Source organism: Microbacterium sp. 77mftsu3.1, assembly GCF_900100525.1.
In the GTDB taxonomy this organism is placed as follows: Bacteria; Actinomycetota; Actinomycetes; order Actinomycetales; family Microbacteriaceae; genus Microbacterium; species Microbacterium aquilitoris.
In genome coordinates this window covers 270,098-289,690 of the sequence record NZ_FNCR01000002.1, presented here as the reverse complement: position 1 = coordinate 289,690, position 19,593 = coordinate 270,098, and the positions used below count along the sequence as shown (strand labels likewise).

At 71.0% G+C, this 19,593-nt stretch carries 22 protein-coding genes; 10 read left to right on the top strand and 12 right to left on the bottom strand.

All coding sequences use genetic code 11. The annotated features are described in order from the left end of the window. The first annotated feature begins 60 nt into the window (after nt 1–60). Both BLR68_RS06385 and BLR68_RS06380 read left to right on the top strand, forming a co-directional pair. Nucleotides 61–738 carry a response regulator transcription factor gene (locus BLR68_RS06385; RefSeq protein ID WP_018187672.1) on the top strand — a complete coding sequence of 226 codons (678 nt, stop codon included), beginning with the start codon at nt 61–63 and terminating at the stop codon, nt 736–738. Continuing rightward, the gene (locus tag BLR68_RS06380; RefSeq protein WP_256335331.1) at nt 731–2,059 is read left to right on the top strand and encodes a sensor histidine kinase; all 1,329 of its coding nucleotides are present in this window, start codon (nt 731–733) and stop codon (nt 2,057–2,059) included. Before BLR68_RS06385 ends, BLR68_RS06380 begins: the two co-directional genes overlap by 8 nt. Nucleotides 2,060–2,092: 33 nt before the next feature. Here BLR68_RS06380 and BLR68_RS06375 read toward each other — a convergent pair whose 3' ends face one another. Continuing rightward, nucleotides 2,093–2,605: an ASCH domain-containing protein gene (locus tag BLR68_RS06375; RefSeq protein ID WP_018187674.1), complete on the bottom strand. Its 513-nt coding sequence runs from the start codon at nt 2,603–2,605 to the stop codon at nt 2,093–2,095. An 85-nt stretch (nt 2,606–2,690) separates the two neighbouring features. On the opposite strand from BLR68_RS06375, the gene BLR68_RS06370 reads away from it, so the two are divergent. Both BLR68_RS06370 and BLR68_RS06365 read left to right on the top strand, forming a co-directional pair. Beyond that, nucleotides 2,691–3,431, top strand: coding sequence for a PepSY domain-containing protein (locus BLR68_RS06370; RefSeq protein ID WP_018187675.1), 741 nt, complete (start codon nt 2,691–2,693; stop codon nt 3,429–3,431). Nucleotides 3,432–3,586: 155 nt separating this feature from the next. Further along, complete coding sequence (locus BLR68_RS06365) at nt 3,587–4,996, top strand: carboxylesterase/lipase family protein (protein WP_018187676.1); 1,410 nt, start codon at nt 3,587–3,589, stop codon at nt 4,994–4,996. Between the two features lie 25 nt (nt 4,997–5,021). On the opposite strand, the gene BLR68_RS06360 is transcribed toward BLR68_RS06365, so the two are convergent. Further along, nucleotides 5,022–5,600 (bottom strand): NAD(P)H-dependent oxidoreductase, encoded by a 579-nt coding sequence (locus BLR68_RS06360; RefSeq protein ID WP_018187677.1) that lies wholly within the window; start codon nt 5,598–5,600, stop codon nt 5,022–5,024. 452 nt (nt 5,601–6,052) lie between these two features. Here BLR68_RS06360 and BLR68_RS06355 point away from each other — a divergent pair, with 452 nt between their 5' ends. After that, nucleotides 6,053–6,484, top strand: a complete 432-nt coding sequence (locus BLR68_RS06355; RefSeq protein ID WP_040570579.1) for a hypothetical protein — start codon at nt 6,053–6,055, stop codon at nt 6,482–6,484. Between the two features lie 13 nt (nt 6,485–6,497). Here the strand turns inward: BLR68_RS06355 and BLR68_RS06350 are convergent, their stop codons facing one another. Then, nucleotides 6,498–7,250, bottom strand: a complete 753-nt coding sequence (locus tag BLR68_RS06350; RefSeq protein WP_018187679.1) for a hypothetical protein — start codon at nt 7,248–7,250, stop codon at nt 6,498–6,500. A 134-nt stretch (nt 7,251–7,384) separates the two neighbouring features. Between BLR68_RS06350 and BLR68_RS06345 the strand changes: the two genes are divergently transcribed. Continuing rightward, on the top strand, nt 7,385–8,845 hold the full coding sequence (locus BLR68_RS06345) for a sugar porter family MFS transporter (RefSeq protein WP_018187680.1): 1,461 nt from the start codon (nt 7,385–7,387) through the stop codon (nt 8,843–8,845). A 115-nt stretch (nt 8,846–8,960) separates the two neighbouring features. Here BLR68_RS06345 and BLR68_RS06340 read toward each other — a convergent pair whose 3' ends face one another. Further along, the gene (locus BLR68_RS06340) at nt 8,961–10,025 is read right to left on the bottom strand and encodes a histidinol-phosphate transaminase (protein ID WP_018187681.1); all 1,065 of its coding nucleotides are present in this window, start codon (nt 10,023–10,025) and stop codon (nt 8,961–8,963) included. Nucleotides 10,026–10,073: 48 nt separating this feature from the next. Between BLR68_RS06340 and BLR68_RS06335 the strand changes: the two genes are divergently transcribed. Next, nucleotides 10,074–10,466, top strand: a complete 393-nt coding sequence (locus BLR68_RS06335) for a phage holin family protein (RefSeq protein WP_018187682.1) — start codon at nt 10,074–10,076, stop codon at nt 10,464–10,466. On the opposite strand, the gene BLR68_RS06330 is transcribed toward BLR68_RS06335, so the two are convergent. Further along, the gene (locus BLR68_RS06330) at nt 10,438–11,730 is read right to left on the bottom strand and encodes an alpha/beta hydrolase family protein (protein WP_018187683.1); all 1,293 of its coding nucleotides are present in this window, start codon (nt 11,728–11,730) and stop codon (nt 10,438–10,440) included. The genes BLR68_RS06335 and BLR68_RS06330 overlap by 29 nt on opposite strands. Next, a complete protein-coding gene (locus BLR68_RS06325) occupies nt 11,730–12,023 on the bottom strand; it encodes a hypothetical protein (RefSeq protein ID WP_018187684.1) in 294 nt (97 codons plus the stop codon). Before BLR68_RS06325 ends, BLR68_RS06330 begins: the two co-directional genes overlap by 1 nt. A gap of 140 nt (nt 12,024–12,163) precedes the next feature. On the opposite strand from BLR68_RS06325, the gene BLR68_RS06320 reads away from it, so the two are divergent. Together BLR68_RS06320 and purB are read left to right on the top strand one after the other, a co-directional pair. Next, complete coding sequence (locus tag BLR68_RS06320; protein ID WP_018187685.1) at nt 12,164–12,637, top strand: low molecular weight protein-tyrosine-phosphatase; 474 nt, start codon at nt 12,164–12,166, stop codon at nt 12,635–12,637. A 27-nt stretch (nt 12,638–12,664) separates the two neighbouring features. Then, the gene (gene purB / locus BLR68_RS06315; RefSeq protein WP_018187686.1) at nt 12,665–14,047 is read left to right on the top strand and encodes an adenylosuccinate lyase; all 1,383 of its coding nucleotides are present in this window, start codon (nt 12,665–12,667) and stop codon (nt 14,045–14,047) included. Nucleotides 14,048–14,262: 215 nt separating this feature from the next. Here purB and BLR68_RS06310 read toward each other — a convergent pair whose 3' ends face one another. Further along, a complete protein-coding gene (locus BLR68_RS06310; RefSeq protein ID WP_018187687.1) occupies nt 14,263–14,619 on the bottom strand; it encodes a hypothetical protein in 357 nt (118 codons plus the stop codon). Next, on the bottom strand, nt 14,616–15,257 hold the full coding sequence (locus tag BLR68_RS06305; RefSeq protein WP_018187688.1) for a hypothetical protein: 642 nt from the start codon (nt 15,255–15,257) through the stop codon (nt 14,616–14,618). The genes BLR68_RS06310 and BLR68_RS06305 overlap by 4 nt, the downstream gene beginning before the upstream one ends. 95 nt (nt 15,258–15,352) lie before the next feature. Here BLR68_RS06305 and BLR68_RS06300 point away from each other — a divergent pair, with 95 nt between their 5' ends. Then, the gene (locus BLR68_RS06300; protein WP_018187689.1) at nt 15,353–16,486 is read left to right on the top strand and encodes a PQQ-dependent sugar dehydrogenase; all 1,134 of its coding nucleotides are present in this window, start codon (nt 15,353–15,355) and stop codon (nt 16,484–16,486) included. Here the strand turns inward: BLR68_RS06300 and BLR68_RS06295 are convergent. The 4 genes from BLR68_RS06295 to BLR68_RS06280 form a co-directional block, all read right to left on the bottom strand. Further along, a complete protein-coding gene (locus BLR68_RS06295) occupies nt 16,461–16,913 on the bottom strand; it encodes a hypothetical protein (RefSeq protein ID WP_018187690.1) in 453 nt (150 codons plus the stop codon). The genes BLR68_RS06300 and BLR68_RS06295 overlap by 26 nt on opposite strands. A gap of 129 nt (nt 16,914–17,042) precedes the next feature. Next, entirely contained in the window at nt 17,043–18,035 is a 993-nt protein-coding gene (locus tag BLR68_RS06290; protein WP_018187691.1) for a DUF2332 domain-containing protein, read from the bottom strand. 91 nt (nt 18,036–18,126) lie between these two features. Beyond that, nucleotides 18,127–18,924, bottom strand: coding sequence for an alpha/beta fold hydrolase (locus BLR68_RS06285; RefSeq protein WP_018187692.1), 798 nt, complete (start codon nt 18,922–18,924; stop codon nt 18,127–18,129). 28 nt (nt 18,925–18,952) lie between these two features. Beyond that, nucleotides 18,953–19,567: a MerR family transcriptional regulator gene (locus tag BLR68_RS06280; RefSeq protein WP_018187693.1), complete on the bottom strand. Its 615-nt coding sequence runs from the start codon at nt 19,565–19,567 to the stop codon at nt 18,953–18,955. Nucleotides 19,568–19,593: the final 26 nt, after the last annotated feature.

Here is a 19,593-nt window from a genome sequence, read left to right as displayed (position 1 = left end):
CGGCCCCGCCCCGGCATCCGCTTCAGCCCCGCTTCAGCGTGCGCACGCCACACTGGGCGCATGCGTGTTCTGGTGGTCGACGACGAGGTGCGCCTGGCCGACGGCGTACGGCGCGGGCTCGAGGCCGAGGGCTTCGCCGTCGACGTCGCGCACAACGGCGTCGACGGACTGTGGCGCGCCCGCGAGACGCGGTACGACGCGATCGTGCTCGACCTCATGATGCCGGGGATGAGCGGATGGAAGGTCTGCGAGGCGCTGCGAGCCGAGGAGAACTGGACCCCCGTCCTCATGCTGACCGCCAAGGACGGCGAGTGGGACCAGGTCGACGCCCTCGATGCCGGCGCCGATGACTACGTCACGAAGCCGTTCTCCTACCCCGTGCTGGTCGCGCGACTCCGCGCCCTCATCCGCCGCGGCGGCGTCGAGCGCCCCGTCGCCCTCGAGGCCGGCGACCTGCACGTCGATCCGGCCGCGCGACGCGTCCACCGCGGCGACAGCGCGATCGAACTGACCTCTCGCGAGTTCGCCGTGCTGCTGCACCTCATCCGCCACAAGGGACAGGTCGTCTCCAAGCGCGACCTCATCGCCGGCGTCTGGGACGACGACTTCGACGGCGACCCGAACATCGTCGAGGTGTACGTCGGGCACCTGCGCCGCAAGCTCGACCGGCCGTTCGACCGGACCGCGATCGAGACGGTGCGCGGCGCCGGCTACCGACTGGCGGCCGACGGTGGCTGACCAGGTGTCCGCGAGCGGACGGATGCCGGTGCTCCGCACGCTGCGAGCGCGCATCACCGCCGCCGCGACCGTCATCGTCGCGGTAGTCATGATTCTCGCGTCGATCGGGTTTAGCGCGGTGCTGGGTTCGGAGGTGCGGGACGCGACCACCCGAGCGGCCGAGACGCGCGCCTCCGAGCTGACCACCCGCATCGACGACACGGGCACCGCCGGCATCCCCGACCTCGATGACGACATCGTGCAGGTGATCGACGAGGCAGGTCGCGTGATCGCGGCATCCGAGGACGCGGAGGACGGCACCCTGCCCGCGGATCGCGACGGCGAGGTCGTGACGTACGACGGCGACCCGGTCCTCATCGTCGTGGAGGAGACCGACGACGACATGCGGGTCGTGCTTGCGACTCCGGTCGACGGCGACGAGGCCACGCTCGCCACGGCGGGCTGGCTGCTCGCGGCATCCACTCTGCTCGTCGTGCTCGTGGTCGCCGCCGTCACCTGGTGGGTCGTCGGGCGGGCGCTCCGTCCCGTGGGCCGGATCCGTCGCGAGGTCGAGGACATCACCGCCGACCGACTCGACCGTCGCGTGCCCGAGCCCTCGTCGGGCGACGAGATCGCCGCGCTGGCCGTCACGATGAACCGCATGCTCGACCGGCTCGACGCATCCGCGACTGCGCAGCGCCGGTTCGTGTCGGATGCCTCGCACGAGCTGCGCTCCCCGCTCGCGACCATGCGACAGCACGCCGAACTCGCCCGCGCCCATCCCGATGCGACGACGCTCGACGACCTCGCCGAAGTGGTGGCCGCCGAGGGTGTGCGGATGCAGGACCTCGTCGACGGCCTCCTCGTGCTGACCCGCCTCGACGAACAGGCCCCGCAGCGGCGAGGAGTCGTCGACCTCGACGACCTCGCCCTCGCCGAGGTGTCGCGCCTGCGTGCCGCCGGGGTCACGGTCGACAGCTCCGCGATCACGGCGGTGCAGGTCGCGGGCGACGAACGCCTGCTCGGCCGCATCGCCCGCAACCTGGCCGACAACGCGGCCCGGCACGCGGCATCCCGCGTCGCCGTCGGAGTCGCGCGCGACGGAGCGGACGCGGTGCTGACCGTGGACGACGACGGCAGCGGGATCCCCGCGTCAGAGCGCGAGCGCGTGTTCGAACGTTTCGTGCGTCTCGACGAGGGACGGGCGCGGGATGCCGGGGGCAGTGGCCTCGGCCTCGCGATCGTCGCGGGCGTGGTGCGGGCCTCCGGCGGCAGCGTCACGGTGGGCGAGTCGCCCTGGGGCGGCGCGCGCTTCACCGTTCGGTTGCCGGCGGCAGGCTGATTCCCGCCGTCGGCTGAGCCGGCCCGCGGAGACTCAGTCGGCGTGCTCGGGCGGCCAGACCACGGCGAAGCGCTCGAAGACGATCTCGTCGTCCTCCGACCACTCCGCGCCGCGCGCGGCGGCGACCCGCGCGAAGTAGCGGCGGTGCTCGCGCTCCCAGCTCTCGAACGACCGGTCGTCCTCACCCTCGTCGAAGGCGAACGCCGCGTCCGCGCTCGCGAAGGACCCGACGCGCAGCTCCGTGCTGCGGATGATGATCCGCGGGGCGCCCGTGCCGTCGCACGCGATCCAGTGCGAGCCGATCCGCGGCAGCTGGTCGCCGTGCTCGAAGAACTCCGCGACCAGCTCGGAGGTCGCCCGCTTGGGACCGTTCAGGACGGCGTCGAGCAGCTGGTCGGCCAGGCGCGGGCTGTCGCCGAAGTGCTCGACGGTGTACTCGGCTCCGGCCGCAGCGGCGGCAGGGTGCGCCGCACGGTAGTCGGCCCACATCCGGTCCGCGGCGTCGCGGTCGAGGGGGAAGGCGGCGGAGGAGAGGCTCTCGGACATCCGTCGATCCTCTCACCCCGGCATCCTGAAGACGGCTTCAGGTCGCTTCAGGTCCGCTTCAGTGCCCACTCGGCACTCTGGGGTCATGAGCGAGAACAACACCACCCCCGACCAGACCACCGCCCCCACCGAGCAGTACGCGACCGTCGCCGAGGCCCCCACCGCCCCGAAGCGGCGCGGACGCACGGCCCTCATCGCGGGCGGCGCCACGCTCGGCGCGCTCCTCCTCGTCGGAGGCGGCGTCGCCGTCGGCTCCGCGGTGGCCGACGACCGCGACGAGGACGGTCTCGACAGCGTTGCCTCGAGCCGGCTGTCCGACGCCCCGTCCAGCGGGGTCCCCGCCGCGACGACGACGGACACCGACGACGACCGCGCGGACGACGACGCGGCGGGTGCGGCATCCGGATCCATCGGCGCGGCGGGCGCCGACGAGCTCGGCGCGGCCGTCAGCGCCGCGAAGGGCGTGGCCGACGGCGCTCCGACCTCGATCGACGCCGACCGCGACGGCAGCTGGGACGTCACCCTGACGGCACCCGACGGCGCCGAGACCGAGGTGCGCGTGAGCGCCGACGGGAAGGCCGTCGTCCGCGAGACCGAGGCCGCTGACGCGGACGACCGCGCCCCGAAGAACGTGCTCGACGCGAAGACCCTCGCGACCATGGTCGACGCCGCACTGGCCGAGCAGCCCGGCCGCGTCCTCGAGATCGACGCCGACGACGACAACCGCTCGCCGTTCGACGTGTCGATCCTCACCGGTGAGCGCCAGATCGTCGAGGTCACCCTCGATGCCAGCGGGAAGGTCATCGCCACCGAGATCGACGACTGAGCGGATGCCGCGGCGCGGCATCCTCGCTCCGGGCGCGGATCCTTCGGGGTCCGCGCCCGTCGGCGTCCGTCACCCGAGCATGGCGTTCGCATAGCCCCGAATGCCACGATGACTGCCGCGGCCATCATCCGCCGCACCGTCTCGGAAGGATGCCGATGCCTCACCCCTCACCCCGCGTCACCCTCACGACGGGCACCGTCGCCGGGACGGAGAGCGCCGGCGTCCGCCGGTTCCTCGGCATCCGCTACGCGGAACCGCCTTTCGGCGACCGGCGGTTCGCCGCCCCCGTCCCGGCACGTGCGTGGGAGAGCGTGCGCGAGGCGACCGGATTCGGGCCCACCGCACCTCAGAGTCCGTACCAGGGCGATTCGGCGACGCTGCTGAGCAGCGTCGAGATCCCGGGCGAGGACATCCTGACCGTCAACGTCTGGACCCCCGCGGATGCGGACGCCGCCCCCGTCGTGGTGTGGGTGCACGGTGGCGCGCTCGAGCGCGGCACGGCGGCGCTCGAGGGGTACGACGGTACGACGTTCGCTCGCGACGGGATCGTCTTCGTCTCGCTCAACTACCGCCTGGGGAGCGAGGGGTTCTCGGTGCTCGACGGGGTGCCCCGCAACCTCGGGCTGCTCGATGTCGGGGCGGCCGTGGACTGGGTGTTCCGCGAGATCGCCGCGTTCGGCGGCGACCCCGAGCGCGTCACCCTCATGGGCGAGTCCGCCGGCGGTGCACTGGTCGCTGCCGCCATGGCGATCCCCCGCATCGGCGAGCGCGCGCACGGCGCGATCATCCAGTCCGGGCCGCTCGACGCGTCGACCCCCGAACGCGCCGGCCGCGTCACCCGGGCGATCGCGAAGCACCTCGGCATCCCCGCGACCCGAGATGCGTTCGCCGCCGTCAGCCCGCAGCGGCTCGTCGACGCCCGACTCGAGCTGACGCGGAAGTCGTCGCCGATCCCCGTCGGCGGCTTCGCCCTCGCCCTCGACCCCGCGTCGGTGCCCGGCGCTCCCGAGAAGGCGCTGACGGATGCCGCGGCCCCGATCCTCCTCGGCACCAACACCGACGAGTACCGCCTCTGGCTGTCGCCGGCGGCGATCGCCGCGCTCGGCCCGCTCAAGGTCGCCGCCCTCGCCCTGTTCGGGCGGATCCCGGCAGGTGCGATGCGCGCGGCCCGGGCCGACGGCTCACGCGGCGCCGAAGCGCTCGGTCAGGCGCTGAGCGACAAGATCCTGCGCGCGCCCGCGACGCGGCTCGCGCAGGGCCGCCCCGAGCGCACCTTCGTGTACGAGTTCGCCTGGCAGAGCCCCGTCCGCGGTCTGCGCGCCGCGCACGCCGTCGAGATCGCGTTCGCGTTCGGCCGGCTGACCGGCCCCGACGCGGTGGCGCTCTCGGGAGAGGATGCCCCGCAGTCCCTCGCCGACGAGATGCACGGCGCGTGGGTGTCGTTCATCCGCACCGGCGACCCGGGCTGGCCGGCCTTCGGGGCGACGCGCGCGACCCGCGTATTCGACACCGTCTCGCAGACCGCTCCGCAGCGCCGCACAGAGGTCGTCGACGCCTTCCGATGAGGATCGCGGTGAGGCCGGCGAGCTCTCAGCCGCGGATGGCAGCCGTGATGCGCTCGACAGCCGTGTCGATGTCGGATGCCGCGACACCGGCATCCGCTTCGTACAGGAACTCGGTGAGTCCGCGCCGGACGCCGCAGTAGTCGAAGATGCCGGTCGCGATCTGCGTCGAGAACGAGACGTCGTACCCGCGCCGTTCGTAGAGCGCCGCATCCGACCCCGCGAGGGGAACCAGGTGCGCGGTCAGACGTCCGAGTCCGGGACGGACGCCGCCGCCCTCACCGACGCCGAATGCCCAGCCGTTGACGAACACGCGATCGATCCAGCCCTTCAGGAGGGCGGGCATCGACCACCAGAACACGGGGAAGACGAGGACGATGTGGTCCGCGCGCTCGATCCTCGCGATCTCGGCTGCCACGTCGTCCGGGTACTCGCCCGCGACGGCGTACGAGTGCCGGTCGGCGGGGGAGAATCGCGGGTCGAAGCCCTCCGCGGCGAGATCGGCGACCTCTACGTCGCCCGTGGCGAGCGTCGCCGCGAGACGCTTCGCGACGTGGTGGGTGAGGGAGGCCGGATCGGGGTGTGCGACGACGATGAGGGTGGACATCCCTCCATCCTGGCTGCCTCGCGGGAGTGGGGAGAAGTTTTTAGCACATCCGGCTTGTCCCCCGAAAGGGGGACAAATCGCTCCTCGCGAGGTTCTATATTCGTCCTGCTGTAGACCAACAGTTGGGGAGCTGGTTAGCCCGCACCCGGACTGGTTTCTGGGGGATTCCAGGCGTTCCCGCGTGCGGGCCACGCTACAGCGACACGACCCGGCTGGGGTCAGGGGGACGCCCCTCTCCAGCCGGGTTCGTCCATAGAGGGTTCCGCCCCGGCGTGCGTGCGCGTATCGTCGCCGACAACCCAGCCCCGGGTGTCCGCGCGGGATCGCGTTTCTGCACGTCGCAGTGACGCATCCGGGGGCCCGGTTCGTCGAGTCGATCTCCCCCCTCGACTCCGACCCGGGACCCTCCCGCCGGACGAACGGGTGTCGGCGGTCGCGGCGAGGATGGGCGCGTGCCCGCATCCCTCCCCCGCCCGTGCCGCGTGTGCGGAGGCGTCACCGGCGATCGTCTCGACGACGCCTGGCTTTGCGATCGTTGCGGCTGGCGATTGGGCGACGCCCCCGACGCGGACCTTCCCCGACCGCGCGTGGACGTCGTCTACTACCTGCGGTTCCGCGACCGGGTGAAGATCGGGACGTCCGCGACGCCGCGACGCCGCCTCGCCGCGATCATGCACGAAGAGCTGCTGGCCTTCGAACCGGGCGACCGCCACGTCGAGCATCAGCGGCACGTGGAGTTCGCCGACGTCCGCGAGGGAGGCGAGTGGTTCTCGCTGACCGGCGACCTGGCGTCGCACATCGCCGACGTGCGCAGCCGGATCGGGGAGCCCTGGGCGGCCTACGACCGCTGGCTCGGCGACGCCTACCGCCGCCTGTCGTCCTGACCCGTCGCCGGGGTCAGCCCCGGTCGAGGAAGACGCCGACGCGATCCCCCTCGAGGACGAACTGGAGAGCGCGGCCGTCGGGCAGGTCCACCTTGGGGGCGCCCTCGCCGGAGAGGGGCACAGCCGCCGACGCGGGGAAGGCACCGACAGAACAGCCGCCCCAGAGGTTGCCGTCGTACGACCAGCCACCCGCTTCGTCGAATTCCTGCGGATCGGGGACCAGCCGGGTCTCCAGAACCTGAATGCACGGCGCGTCGCCGACGCCAGCGGCGATGAAGCTGTTCGACGTCTGGAGGATGGTGAGCCCCGCGTACTCGAATGCAGATCCGCCATCCTCCCACCCGAAGTAGCCGGGCGGGATCCGCAGTGTCGTACTCGGCGTGAGGGTCGCGATCTGCTCGGCACCCGACGACGTCGAGACCGGTGTGATCGCGACCACGGAGTATGTGAGGCCCGCACCGAGTAGCGCGGCGACGACCAGGCCCACAGCCCACGTCGCGGTCCGAACGCGCGGACGGCGCCAGAAGGGCAGCTCGGGTGCAGGCGGAGCGACATCCGCGGCGCTCGGTGATGCGGCGGCATCCTCGTCAGCGACGGCCACGTCAGCGGGAGGCGCTACCGGAAGCTCGACCGCGGGCGAGCGCCGCCCTGCCTCCTCGAGTTCCTCCAAGCGCCGCATGGCCGCGGGATCGAGATGGATGTCGGCGGCCGGCCCGTAGACGCGGGCGCGCAACGCGCGAAGCTCGTCAGTGACCGGGATCCCCATGCGAGCATCGTGACACACCCCCATCCGGCACCCGGACGACGAGAACGCGCGGGCCGACAGGCATCCATTACCGGATTCTCGCGCTCGCGCAAGTCCACCCTCGGCTCGTGGGAGCGGGGGTAACCTCGTCCCTCATGAGCACTACCGGCACGATTCCCGCAGACGCCTTCTCGATCAAAAGCCCCTACGGGCGACGAGCGATCGGGCTGTCGATAGCCGCGGCGGTCGGTGGCTTCCTCTTCGGTTTCGACTCGTCCGTCATCAACGGTGCCGTCGACGCGATCGAGGGCAACTTCGAGCTCGACAAGGTGTTGACCGGATTCGTCGTCGCCGTCGCCCTGCTCGGGTGTGCCGTCGGCGCCATCATCGCCGGAAACCTGTCGGACCGCTGGGGTCGACTCAAGACGATGATGCTGGGCGCCGTCATGTTCCTCGTCTCGTCGATCGGCTCGGGTCTGACCTTCAGCGTGCCCGACCTCATCGTGTGGCGCGTCATCGGCGGCATCGGCATCGGCATCGCCTCGGTCGTCGCCCCCGCCTACATCGCCGAGATCGCGCCGCGGCAGATCCGCGGCAGCCTCGCGTCGCTGCAGCAGCTCGCGATCACCCTCGGCATCTTCGCCGCCCTCCTGTCGGATGCCGTCCTCGCCAACAGTGCCGGCGGCGCCGCGGAGCAGCTGTGGCTCGGGCTCGAGGCCTGGCGCTGGATGTTCCTCGTCGGCGTCATCCCGGCGGCCGTGTACGGCATCCTCGCCTTCACGATGCCGGAATCGCCGCGCTTCCTTCTCGCCAAGGGCCGCAACGACGAAGCCCGAGAGGTCTTCTCGCGCTTGGTCCCCCAGGCCGACCTCGACAAGTCCGTCAACGAGATCCGCTCGGCGATCGAGCAGGACCGCAAGAGCAAGAGCGCGTCGCTGCGTGGCCCGGTCCTGGGGCTCCAGGGCATCGTCTGGGTCGGCATCATCCTGTCGACGTTCCAGCAGTTCGTCGGCATCAACGTGATCTTCTACTACTCGACGACGCTCTGGAAGGCGGTCGGCTTCGACGAGAGCAACTCGCTGACGATCAGCGTCATCACCTCGATCACGAACGTCGTCGTCACGCTCATCGCCATCTGGCTGGTCGACCGCGTCGGCCGCAAGCCGATCCTGCTGACCGGTTCGGTGCTCATGACCCTGTCGCTCGCGACGATGGCACTGGCGTTCGCCTTCGCGGTGACCGTGGACGGCGAGGTCTCGCTGCCCGGCGCGTGGGGTCCGATCGCCCTCGTCGCCGCGAACCTGTTCGTCGTCGGCTTCGGCGCGTCGTGGGGCCCGCTCGTCTGGGTGCTGCTCGGCGAGATCTTCCCCAGCCGAATCCGTGGCAAGGCGCTCGGTGTCGCGGCCGCCGCACAGTGGATCGCGAACTTCCTCATCACGGTGTCGTTCCCGGCGATGTCGGGCTGGTCGCTGCCGCTCACCTATGGCATGTACGCGCTGTTCGCGGCCCTGTCGTTCGTGTACGTCGCCTGGCGCGTGCCCGAGACGAAGGGCATGGAGCTCGAGCAGACCGAGACTCTGTTCGTGCGCAAGCAGAAGGAGAAGTCCTCGCGCTGAGCCGTGACGGGTTCCGGGGACGCGAGACGTCGCCCGAACCGCCCGACACAGAAAACGACGCGTCCCCGGAATGCCCGATTCAGGGCTCCGGGGACGTCGTCGTCTCAGGGCCCGGTCAGGGACGGACGGATGCCGCGACCTCGACCACGCGATCGATCGACTCGTCCTCGCCCACCGACACACGGACGCCGTCGCCGGCGAACGGCCGGACGACGAGATCGGCGGCTTCGAACGCCGCTGCGACCTCGAGCGAGCGCTCCCCCGCGGGCAACCAGACGAAGTTGCCCTGCGCGGTCGGGACGTCCCAGCCGATCTCGCGCAGCCGCGTGACCAAGCGGTCGCGCCGCTCGGCGACGACGGCGACCCGCTCACGCAGCTCGTCCTCGGCATCGAGGCTCGCGAGAGCCGCCGCTTCGGCCTGCGCCGTGACGGATAGGGGGATGCCGGCGCTGCGGGCGACATCGAGGATGCGGGGGTGCCCGACGGCGTAGCCGATGCGCAGACCCGCGAGCCCGTAGGCCTTCGAGAAGGTGCGGAGGATCACGACGTTGTCATGCCCGGCGGCGATGACCTGCTCGCCCTTGACCGCTGCGGCATCCGTCACGAACTCGACGTACGCCTCGTCGAGGACGATCAGCACATCCGAGGGGACGGCCGCGACGAACGCGTCGAAGTCGGCCTGGGTCACGACGGCACCGGTGGGGTTATTGGGCGTGCAGACGAAAACGGCGCGGGTGCGGTCGGTGACGGCCGCCGCGAGCGCGGGAAGGTCGACGGCGGCGTCGTCATTCAGCGGCACCATGACGGGGGTCGCACCCGTGACCGTCACGATGCCGGGGTACGCCTCGAAGGAGCGCCACGGCAGGACGATCTCGTCGCCGACGGATGCCGCGGCCTGAGCGAGCTGGTACAGGATCGACACGGAGCCCGCGGCGATGTGGATGCGGTCGTCACTCACGCCGAACCGCTCGGCGAGCCGGGCTCGGAGCCGGCCGGCGAGCGCATCGGGGTAGCGGTTGAACGCGACCGCACCCCGCACCGCGTCGACGACGCCGGGCAGGGGATCGAACGGGTTCTCGTTGCTGGAGAGCTTGTAGGCGGTGGCGCCGGCCTGCTTGCCCTGCTTGTACGAAGGGAGGGCGGCGATCTCAGGGCGAACCCGGATGGGGATGTCGGTCACGCGACGAGTCTACGAGCGGCGTGGCGGCGCGCGTGGGAGACTGCGAGCATGCGCTTCATCATCCGCGTCGTGATCAACGCATTCGCGATCTGGGTCGTCACCCTCATCGAGCCGCTGCGCGTCGAGGTCACCCCGTTCGCCCCCGGCGAGACGCTGCAGCTCGTGCTGTCGCTCCTCGCCGTGGCGGCCGTGTTCGCGATCGTGAACACCGTGATCGGGACGGTGCTGAAGATCCTCGCCTTCCCGCTCTACATCCTGACCCTGGGTCTCATCTCCCTCGTGATCAACGGCTTCCTGTTCTGGCTGACCGGATGGTTCACCGAGTGGTGGGGCTGGGGCCTCACGGTCGAGTCCTTCTGGCTCGGCGTCGTCGCCGCCCTCATCATCTCGATCATCAACTTCGTCTTCGGGATCATCCTGCGTCCGCAGACGAAGGCGTGACACCCTCCTCGGTGTCGTAGACGAACACCTCGACCGATTCGGCCTGCCCTAACTCGGCGAGACGCTGCCGGACGGCATCCACCCGCGGGTCGGAGGATGCGTCGAGCATCTCGGCGGTCTCGGTGTAGGCATCCATCTGGTGGGAGTCGAGACCCGGCCAAGGACTGACGTCCCGCTCGACGACCATGCTGCCCTGAGCGCCGATCGATCCGTCATGCCCTCCGGCGGCCAGGAGGGGCACAAGATCGTCGCTGTGGCGGAGGTCGACCTGCAGGGTGTCGGCGCCGACGTCCGCCTGCACCGGATTGCCGAATCCGACCAGCATCGGCACCTCGTACTCCTCTTCGAGCGCGACGCGGCTGGCGATCATCGCGCCCTGCGAATGCCCGCTGACCATCACCGAGTCGCCCGGCTTCGCGCCCGCCTTCTCGAGCGCGATCCGGACGGACTCATAGGACGACGACGCGGCACCGAGGTACAGCGGCACGTTCGTCCCCATGCCGAAGGTGCCGACGTCGCCTTTGGTGCGCGTCCCCGAGACGTAGAGAGCGAACCGCCGACCTCCGCCGGGCATCGTGTACCGCTCGACGCGGATGTCTCCCGGCCGCTCCGTCGACGGCTGCCGCCGGGCGAGGGCCGACATCGACTCGGGCGCCGTGCCCTTCGCGACCGTGATCAGCGAGACGGTCGGTGTCCTCGGCGTTCCCACGAGTCTGCTGCCGTCGGGGATCGCCCCCTTCCCCGCAGCGCGGATCGCGAGCGTCCCCGCGCCGTAGAGACCCATGGTGCCGGCGCCGAGCGTGCCGAGGAGGAGGCTCGGCCAGAACAGCTCGCGCGCGACCGTCGCGAAGGGGTTCGGAGCATCGGCGACCGCCTGCTCCGCGAGCGCTGCGGCCGCGGGAGAGGATGCCTCGAGCTGCTCGATCCGGCGGGCGAGAAGCACCGCGTCACGACGATCCGCGGCGTCCCCTGCCGCCGCGGCAGCGTGACGCGCCTGCAGCTCGACGAGCTCGTAGGCCGTTGCGGTGTCGCGCAGCGCGGTCACCAGCATCCGCCCCTGCTCGGTCACCGTCTGAGCGATCGTCACGGGGTGGCCGACCATCACACCGGTCAGGGTGATGTCGAGCAGTTGGTCCGCCTGTCGCAGCGTCGTGCCGAGCGTCTCCGCATCGGCCACGGCCAGGTCGGCTCGCGCGGCCGCATGTCGGAGCGTCTCGGTGTCCACCGCGACAACCCGCCCGCTGCGGATCTCGAGATCGCCCATCAGCCCGCCGCCTCCGCCACACGCCGGTCGAGACAGGTCTGGTCGATCACGGCCTGGATGGCGGCGGTCAGTTGCACCAGCTCGCTCTCCCAGGCCGACACCGCTGCGCGGAATGCATCGGCGGCATCCGCACTCCAATCCACGAGGTGCGCGAGACCGCGGACGTCGGCGAGCAGGCGAAGTGCCTCCCCGTCAGCCTGCCGCAGGAGGGCCAGGGCCTGATCGAAGGTGGCGAGACGCTCCTCGAGAGGGGTGCCCCAGAGGTACGGGTAGGGCGCGACGACATCGGACATGCGTCGAGGGTGGCCCGCGGCATCCGTCTGCGAGCGACCCTGACGAAGCCCGGTGGATGCCTCAGGAACCCCCCGGTCTGTGCAGAAGGCGCTTCGATCAGCACAATGGAGTGGTGCCCGCGCCCGATGATGCTTTTCGCGTGGTTTTCGTGTGCACCGGGAACATCTGCCGCTCCCCCATGGCGGAGGTCGTCTTCCGGTGGTTCGCCGATCAGGCGGGACTCGGCGACCGCGTCGTCTCGACGAGCGCCGGCACGGGCGAATGGCACGTCGGGGAGCGCGCGGACAGCCGCACCCTCGATGCGCTCGAGCGGCGCGGCTACGACGGCACCCGCCACCGGGCGAAGCAGTTCTCGCGTGAGGATTTCGACCGCAACGACCTGGTGATCGCGCTCGACCGCTCGCACGAACGGATCCTGTCGGAGTGGGCACGGAGCCCCGCTGACGTCGACAAGCTCGCACTCCTGCTGAACTTCGACGCGCGCGCGGACGGTGCGCTCGACGTCCCGGACCCGTACTACGGCGGCCCCACGATGTTCGACGAGGTGCTCGGTATGATCGAGAGCGCGAGCCGGGCTCTGTTCCGGCAGCTCGAACCCGCGCTTCGCCGGTGAGCGCACCCCCCCACCGAACGGAGTCGCGTGTCCTCCCTGCCCTCGATGTCGCTGAGCCCCCTCGACGGACGCTACGCCCCCGCCGTCGCTCCCCTGACCGAGTACCTCTCCGAAGCCGGCCTGAACCGGGCCCGCGTCGAGGTCGAGGTCGAGTGGATCATCACGCTCACCGATCGCGGACTGTTCGGTTCGTCCGCGTTGACGGACGCGCAGAAGGAGTCGCTCCGCGCCCTCTACCGCGACTTCGGCGCCGACGAGATCGACTGGCTCGCCGAGAAGGAAGCGGTCACCCGCCACGACGTCAAGGCGATCGAGTACCTCGTCCGCGACCGCCTCTCGACCCTCGGACTCGACGCGATCGCCGAGCTCACGCACTTCGCCTGCACCAGCGAGGACATCAACTCCGCCTCGTACGCCCTCACCGTCCAGCGCGCCGTCGAGCGCGTGTGGCTGCCGAAGCTCCATGCCGTGGTCGAGTCGCTGACGCAGCTGGCCGAAGAGCACCGGGATGCCGTCATGCTGTCGCGCACGCACGGTCAGCCGGCGACGCCCTCGACCATGGGCAAGGAGCTCGCCGTCTTCGCCTGGCGCCTGCAGCGCGTCGCCGCCCAGATCTCGCAGGGCGAGTACCTCGCGAAGTTCTCCGGCGCGACCGGCACGTGGTCGGCGCACCTCGCCGCCGAGCCCGACGTCGACTGGCCCGCCCTGTCGCGCGGCTTCATCGAGGGTCTCGGCATCGGCTTCAACGAGCTGACGACGCAGATCGAGTCGCACGACTGGCAGGTCGAGCTCTACGACCGCGTGCGGCACGCGGGCGGCATCCTGCACAATCTCGCCACCGACGTGTGGACCTACATCTCGATGGGCTTCTTCGCCCAGATCCCCGTCGCGGGGGCGACCGGGTCGTCGACGATGCCGCACAAGATCAACCCGATCCGTTTCGAGAACGCCGAAGCGAACCTCGAGATCGCCGGCGGCCTGTTCGGGACGCTCGCGTCGACGCTCGTGACCTCACGTCAGCAGCGCGACCTCACCGACTCGACGACGCAGCGCAACATCGGCGTCGCGTTCGGGCACTCGCTGCTCGCGCTCGACAACCTGCAGCGCGGTCTCACCGAGATCTCGCTGTCGCGCCACGTGCTGCTCGCGGACCTCGACGCGAACTGGGAAGTGCTCGCCGAGGCGATCCAGACCGTCGTCCGCGCCGAGATCGTCGCCGGTCGCTCGCAGATCACCGACCCGTACGCGCTGCTGAAGGACCTCACCCGCGGCCGCCGCGTCGGCGCTCCGGAGCTCGCCGAGTTCGTGAACGGGCTCGACATCGGGGATGCCGCGAAGCAGCGCCTGCTCGCCCTGACGCCCGCCGGCTACGCGGGCCTCGCTGACCGGCTCGTCGACCTGCTGCGCTGACGCGCGGGGCGGGGCGGGGGCGCGTGGCCCCGGCATCCGCTCGCGCCGAATGGCGGGTTCAGCGCGCGCGAAGTCGCACTTTGACGCGGCTGAACGCCGGCCCTACCGTTCAGTCGCGCCGAATGGCGGGTTCAGCGCGCGCGAGGCCGCACTTTGACGCGACCGAACGCGACAACCGAGCCCAGCGGATGCCGCCGCGCAGGCCGAAGCCCGGGTCAGTGCCCGGAGGGCGGGGCCGGATGGCGACCCGCGTCGCCCTCACCGGGCGTCGACTCGTCCTCGGCGTCGAGCAGCAGTCCCCGCTCGACCGGCTTGGCCATCTGCGCGGGGTCGACGGCGAGCAGCGACAGCGCCATGATCACGAGCGTCGCGATGAAGGTGATGCCCGTGACGATGCCGGCGACAGCCCACGCACGCAGGTGCTGGTCGACGTCGCTCCCCGGCCGCTGATCCTGCAGCACGCCCATCGAGACGAGGGTGACGACACCGGCGAACACCGCCGCCAGCAGGGCGAATCCGAGGAGCTGCACCGGACGCATCAGATCGCGACGGGTGGGGTTCTTCTCGCTCATGCGCGGCCTCCAGCGGCATCCGTGTCGGCCGTCTCGACGGCGGCCGCCGCGTCGGGGCGGGGTGAGAACGCCGCGATTCCCAGGTACACGGCGACGATCGCCGCGTAGCCGCCCAGGACACCCACGCCGATCGTGATGCCGGTGAGGCTGAACGACTGTCGGGCCTGGGCTATGTAGTACTCGAGCAGGTAGTCCCGTTGGACGAACAGCAATGCGACGCCGAGGAGCACCGTGAGGCTGCCGACGAACACCGCCTCGCGCGCGGCGGCGTCGCCGCGACGGCGTCCGAGGATGCCGATGACGAGTTCGGCCGCGCCCGTGACCAGCGCCCAGACGAGGACGGTCGTGAAGAAGCCGTCGACCGTGCGGAGCGCCGGGAACGAGGCGACCATCCCGGCGACGAGGGTCAGCGAGCCGAGGAGCACCGCCTGCCAGCGCTCGCCGGCGCGGAAGACGAGCCAGGCCGAGAGCAGGAGGATCAGCGCGGTGGCGATCGCGAACCCGCTGAACACCGACATCCCGACCGGCGCGGAATGGTCGACCGAGAACGTGATCATGATCGCCGCGAGAGCCGCGAAGAGGGCGCGCCCCATCTGCAGGTGGCGCACCTCGAAGGTGCGGGGGGCGACGTCAGACACAGGCGTGGTTCTCACAGACAGGAACGGGATGCCCCCAGTTTAGGTCGTTCACCTGGGTTCGCTCTCCGCGGGGCCCGATGCGGTTGACTGGGCGCATGTCGCCGCGCCGCCGCACCTCCTCGTCCGTCGCCGGGGTCGGTGTCGCCGCCGCCCTGCTTCTCAGCGCGTGTGCTCCGGCGGAAGAGCCCGACGCCGCATCCCCGACACCCTCCTCGACGCCGAGCGCGAGCCCGCGCCCGACCCCCACCGCGACACCGACGCCGACGCCCGTACCGGTGACGCCCCGCACCGTCGCGAGCGGGCTCGACGCTCCCTGGTCGATGGCTGTGGTCGGCGACGTCGTGTTCGTCAGCGAGCGGGACACCGCCCGTATTCTCGAGGTATCCCTCGACGGGACCACGCGCGTTGCCGCCACCGTGGAGGGCGTCGTGCACAGCGACGAAGGCGGACTCCTGGGCCTCGCGACCGACGGCGACGCGCTGTACGTCTACTCGACCGCCCGCAGCGGCAACCGCGTCGAGAAGTACCCGCTGACCGGGACTCCCGGCTCGTACGGTCTCGGAGAGCCGGCGGCCGTCATCGACGGGATGCCGGCCGGCACCCACCACAACGGCGGTCGTATCGCGTTCGGTCCCGACGACATGCTCTACATCGCGAACGGCGACACGAGCGACGAACCGGCCTCGCAGGACCCGGGCTCGCTGGCGGGCAAGATCCTGCGGATCGCCCCGGACGGCGGCATCCCGTCGGACAATCCCGACCCGCAGTCAGCGGTCTACAGCCTCGGACACCGCAACGTGCAGGGCTTCGCGTGGGCCGAGGACGGGACGATGTTCGCGAGCGAGTTCGGTCGCAACTACCGCGACGAGCTCAACATCATCGAGCCGGGCGGCAACTACGGCTGGCCCTCCGTCGAGGGCACCGGCGGCGAGGCGGACGGGTACATCGATCCCGTCCAGACCTGGCCGACGGATGCCGCCAGCCCCAGCGGCGTCGCCATCGTGAACGACACGATCCTCATCGCCAACCTGCGCGGGCGCGTGCTGCGCGCCGTCCCCGTGGCGGACCCGTCGACGTCCACCGAGCTCAGCGCCGACTACGGCCGGCTCCGTGACGTGACCGTCGGCCCGGACGGCACCGTGTTCGTCCTGACGAACAACACCGACGGACGCGGGTCACCGCGGGACGGCGACGATCGGATCGTCAGTCTCGCGGTGCCGCGGTCCTGACCATCTCGCGGATGCGCTGCTCGACGGCATCCGTCATCTCGATCACCGCGAACGAGACCGGCCACATGGGGCCGTCGTCGAGCTGCGCGGTCTCGTCGAAGCTGACCGTGCCGTAGCGGGTGGTGAACTTGGATGCCGGCTGCCAGAAGACGACGACCTTGCCGTCCTTCGCATAGGCCGGGAAGCCGTAGAACGTCTTCGGGTTGAGGTGCGGCGCCTCCTCGAGGACGATGACGTGCAGTCTCTCGGCGACGATGCGGTCGGTGCCCTCGAGCGCCTCGATGGCGTCGAGGCAGGCCTGGTTCTCCTTCTCGATCTTCGCGAGGCCCTTGAGTCCCTTCATCGCCTTGAGCTCCTCAGCGCGCTGCTTCATCGCGGCCTTCTCGGCGTCGCTGAAGCCGGCGCCGTCACTGGTCTTGCCTGCCATGGTCGATCCTCTCGGTGTCTTCTGCCGATGTTGCCAGGTGCGGGGGTGCGGGGCGAGGGGGTCGGTTCCGGGGACGCGTGGTGTCGCGGGAATGCCGCCGAAGCGGCGCGTGGCGTCCCCGGAGCGCGATCAGAGGCCGCGGTAGCTGCGGCCGTGGGGGTGAGTGAGGGCGACGGGCTCGCCGTCCACGGCGAGGACGAATCGGTGCCGCTCCCCCGGCGGGACGATCCGCTCGAACTCCGGGAACACGCCGAGCCCCTCGTTCGAGAGCCAGACGGCATCCGTGTCGGCCATCGTGCGGCGGAAGCGCTCTCGATCCTCGGGACTCAGGTAGGCGAGCACGGCGGTGTGGAAGACCACGAGGGTCGCGTCGACGGGGGCGGATGCCGCGGCATCCGCGATCAGGTCGTTGAGATCGCCGGCGCGGATCGGTGCGGGATCGGATGCCGCGACCGCCATGGCGGCACGGAGGCGGGCGCGCCGGTCCTCGTGCTCCGGCCACACGAGGGCGTCGAGCCAGGCGAGCGTGTCGGGGTCGGCGGGATCGAGCGGGTTGAGATCGATGCCCCCGCGCCAGACCACGTCGGGCAGATGCGTCGGCGGCGCGGTGTTCTCGATGCGGCAGTCGATGACGACGTCGGTCGGAACCACCGGGTCGATGCGCGTGACGGTGCCGTCGCCGGCGGTGTAGCGGTACGTGTACCGGTCGGGGTAGAGGCAGAGTCCCGCGGACGCTCCAACCTCGAGCAGGGCGAGCGGGCCCGGGATGCGTGCGAGCTGCGGCAGGAGCACGGCGCAGCGCGCGGCTTCGTTCGTCTGGGTCGCGTGGGTCAGCGCGACCTCGCGGATCCGAGGCCACCGCGCGATCGCCTCTCCGCGCGCGCCCTGCCATGACGCGATCGGCACGCCAACGACGCGCATCGCGGCGAAGACGAGGTTCGCCTGCCGCTTGGCTCGGGGGAGTTCATCGATGAGCGCGAGCATCTCGGCGTCGTCCGCGACTCCGAGGGCCCAGCCTTCGTATGTGTCGGACGAGCCGCGGGCCTCGACGGAGCCGAACGTGCGGTAGTGCTCCGCGGTCGGCGAGTCGGAGGCCACGCCCCACGACGAGAGGTCTGTCATGACGCGAGCGTAGTCCGCCGCGAGGTCCCGATTGGGCCGGGTATGCCCCGGCGATTCCCGGCCGGAACGGGACCTCGACGGATGCCGCGCCTTACTCGGCGAGGAAGGCCAGCGCCGCCTCGCGGAACGCGCGGGAACCGGGCGCGTTGAAGTGGTGGCGGTCGGGGATCTCGACGAACCGGCCCTGCGGGGTCGCCGCCGCGAGCGTGCGGGAGCCCTCGATGATGCCGTCCTTCGTCCCCGTCGCGAAGAGCACGGGCTGCGCGGGGGCGTTGCCCGGATCGGGATCGACGGTGCCGGTCGCGCGCATGCCGCGGGCGATCGCCAGCAGGGCGCGCAGGTCGTTGCCGGGCACGCGCTCGGTGAGGGAGATGTAGTTGTGGGTCACGGCATCCGTCACCGGGGTGCCCTCATCGACGTACGCCTGAACCTGGTCGAGGTCGAGTCGTCCGAGCGGAACGCCGTCGGGGACGCCGCCGAGGACGACGCGCGGGATGCGGGGCTCCAGGTCGCGGGCGACCTCCCAGCCGACGCGGGCGCCGAGCGAGTAGCCCACGTAGAGCGCTTCGTCGACGAGGTAGGTGTCGAGCACCGCCTCGACGTCGGTGACCATCGTCCGGAGCTCGTAGGCCCGCGACTCGTGGGGCTTGTCGCTGGCGCCGTGACCGCGCTGGTCGACGGCGAGCACACGGTATCCGGCACGCAGCAGGTCGCGCACCCATCCCGTGTTGACCCAGTTGTCACGCGCGCTCGAGGCGAACCCGTGCACGAGGAGCACCGTCGGGGCATCCGTCGGTCCCCACTCGTAGGTCGCGATCCGGTACCCGTCGCCGACCATGACGAACTGCGGGTCGGGGGTCTCGGTCAACGCGGGGAAGACGGTCGTCATCCCCCGATTGTGCACCCCCAGGTTTATCTCAGGAAACCGCGTCGCCGTACCGGTCGCCCGAGACGAACTCCTCCGCGACGCGACGGAGAGCGAGGAGGAGCGGTTCGACGAGCACCGTCCCCAGCACGACGTACCGCACTGCCGCGTCGGTCGACGTCGTGGGGATCGCGTCGATCTCCGCGTCGACCATCCGACGGATGCCGGCGAGGTAGGCGTCCATGGTGGCCTCGGGCACGGTGAAGCCGGCCCGATCGAGGGTGTCGAGAGCACGGGCGACGCCGGCGAGTTGCTGCGGACCGCAGGCGTCGGGGTTCCATCCCCACCGCGAGATCAGCGCTTCGGCCGCCGACAGATCGAGATCGTCGAGCGCCGGCGGCGAGACGGCGGCATGCGCCATTCCCAGGAGATGGTTCGGGTTGGCGGGCGGATCGTCGAGCGCGGCGATGACCTGTCGCGAGGCGGCGATCCCGACGCCGGAGTCGACGAGCGCGCGGATCAGCCGCAGCCTTTCAGCGTGTGCAGGGCCGTACACGGCCTGCGTCGGAGAGGTCCGCTCACCTTCGGGGAGCAGCTTCTCGCGCAGGTAGTACTTGATCGTCGCGACCGGGACGCCCGTCTCGGCGGAGAGTTCTGAGATCCGCATCGATTCCCCCTTGACATCGATAGTAC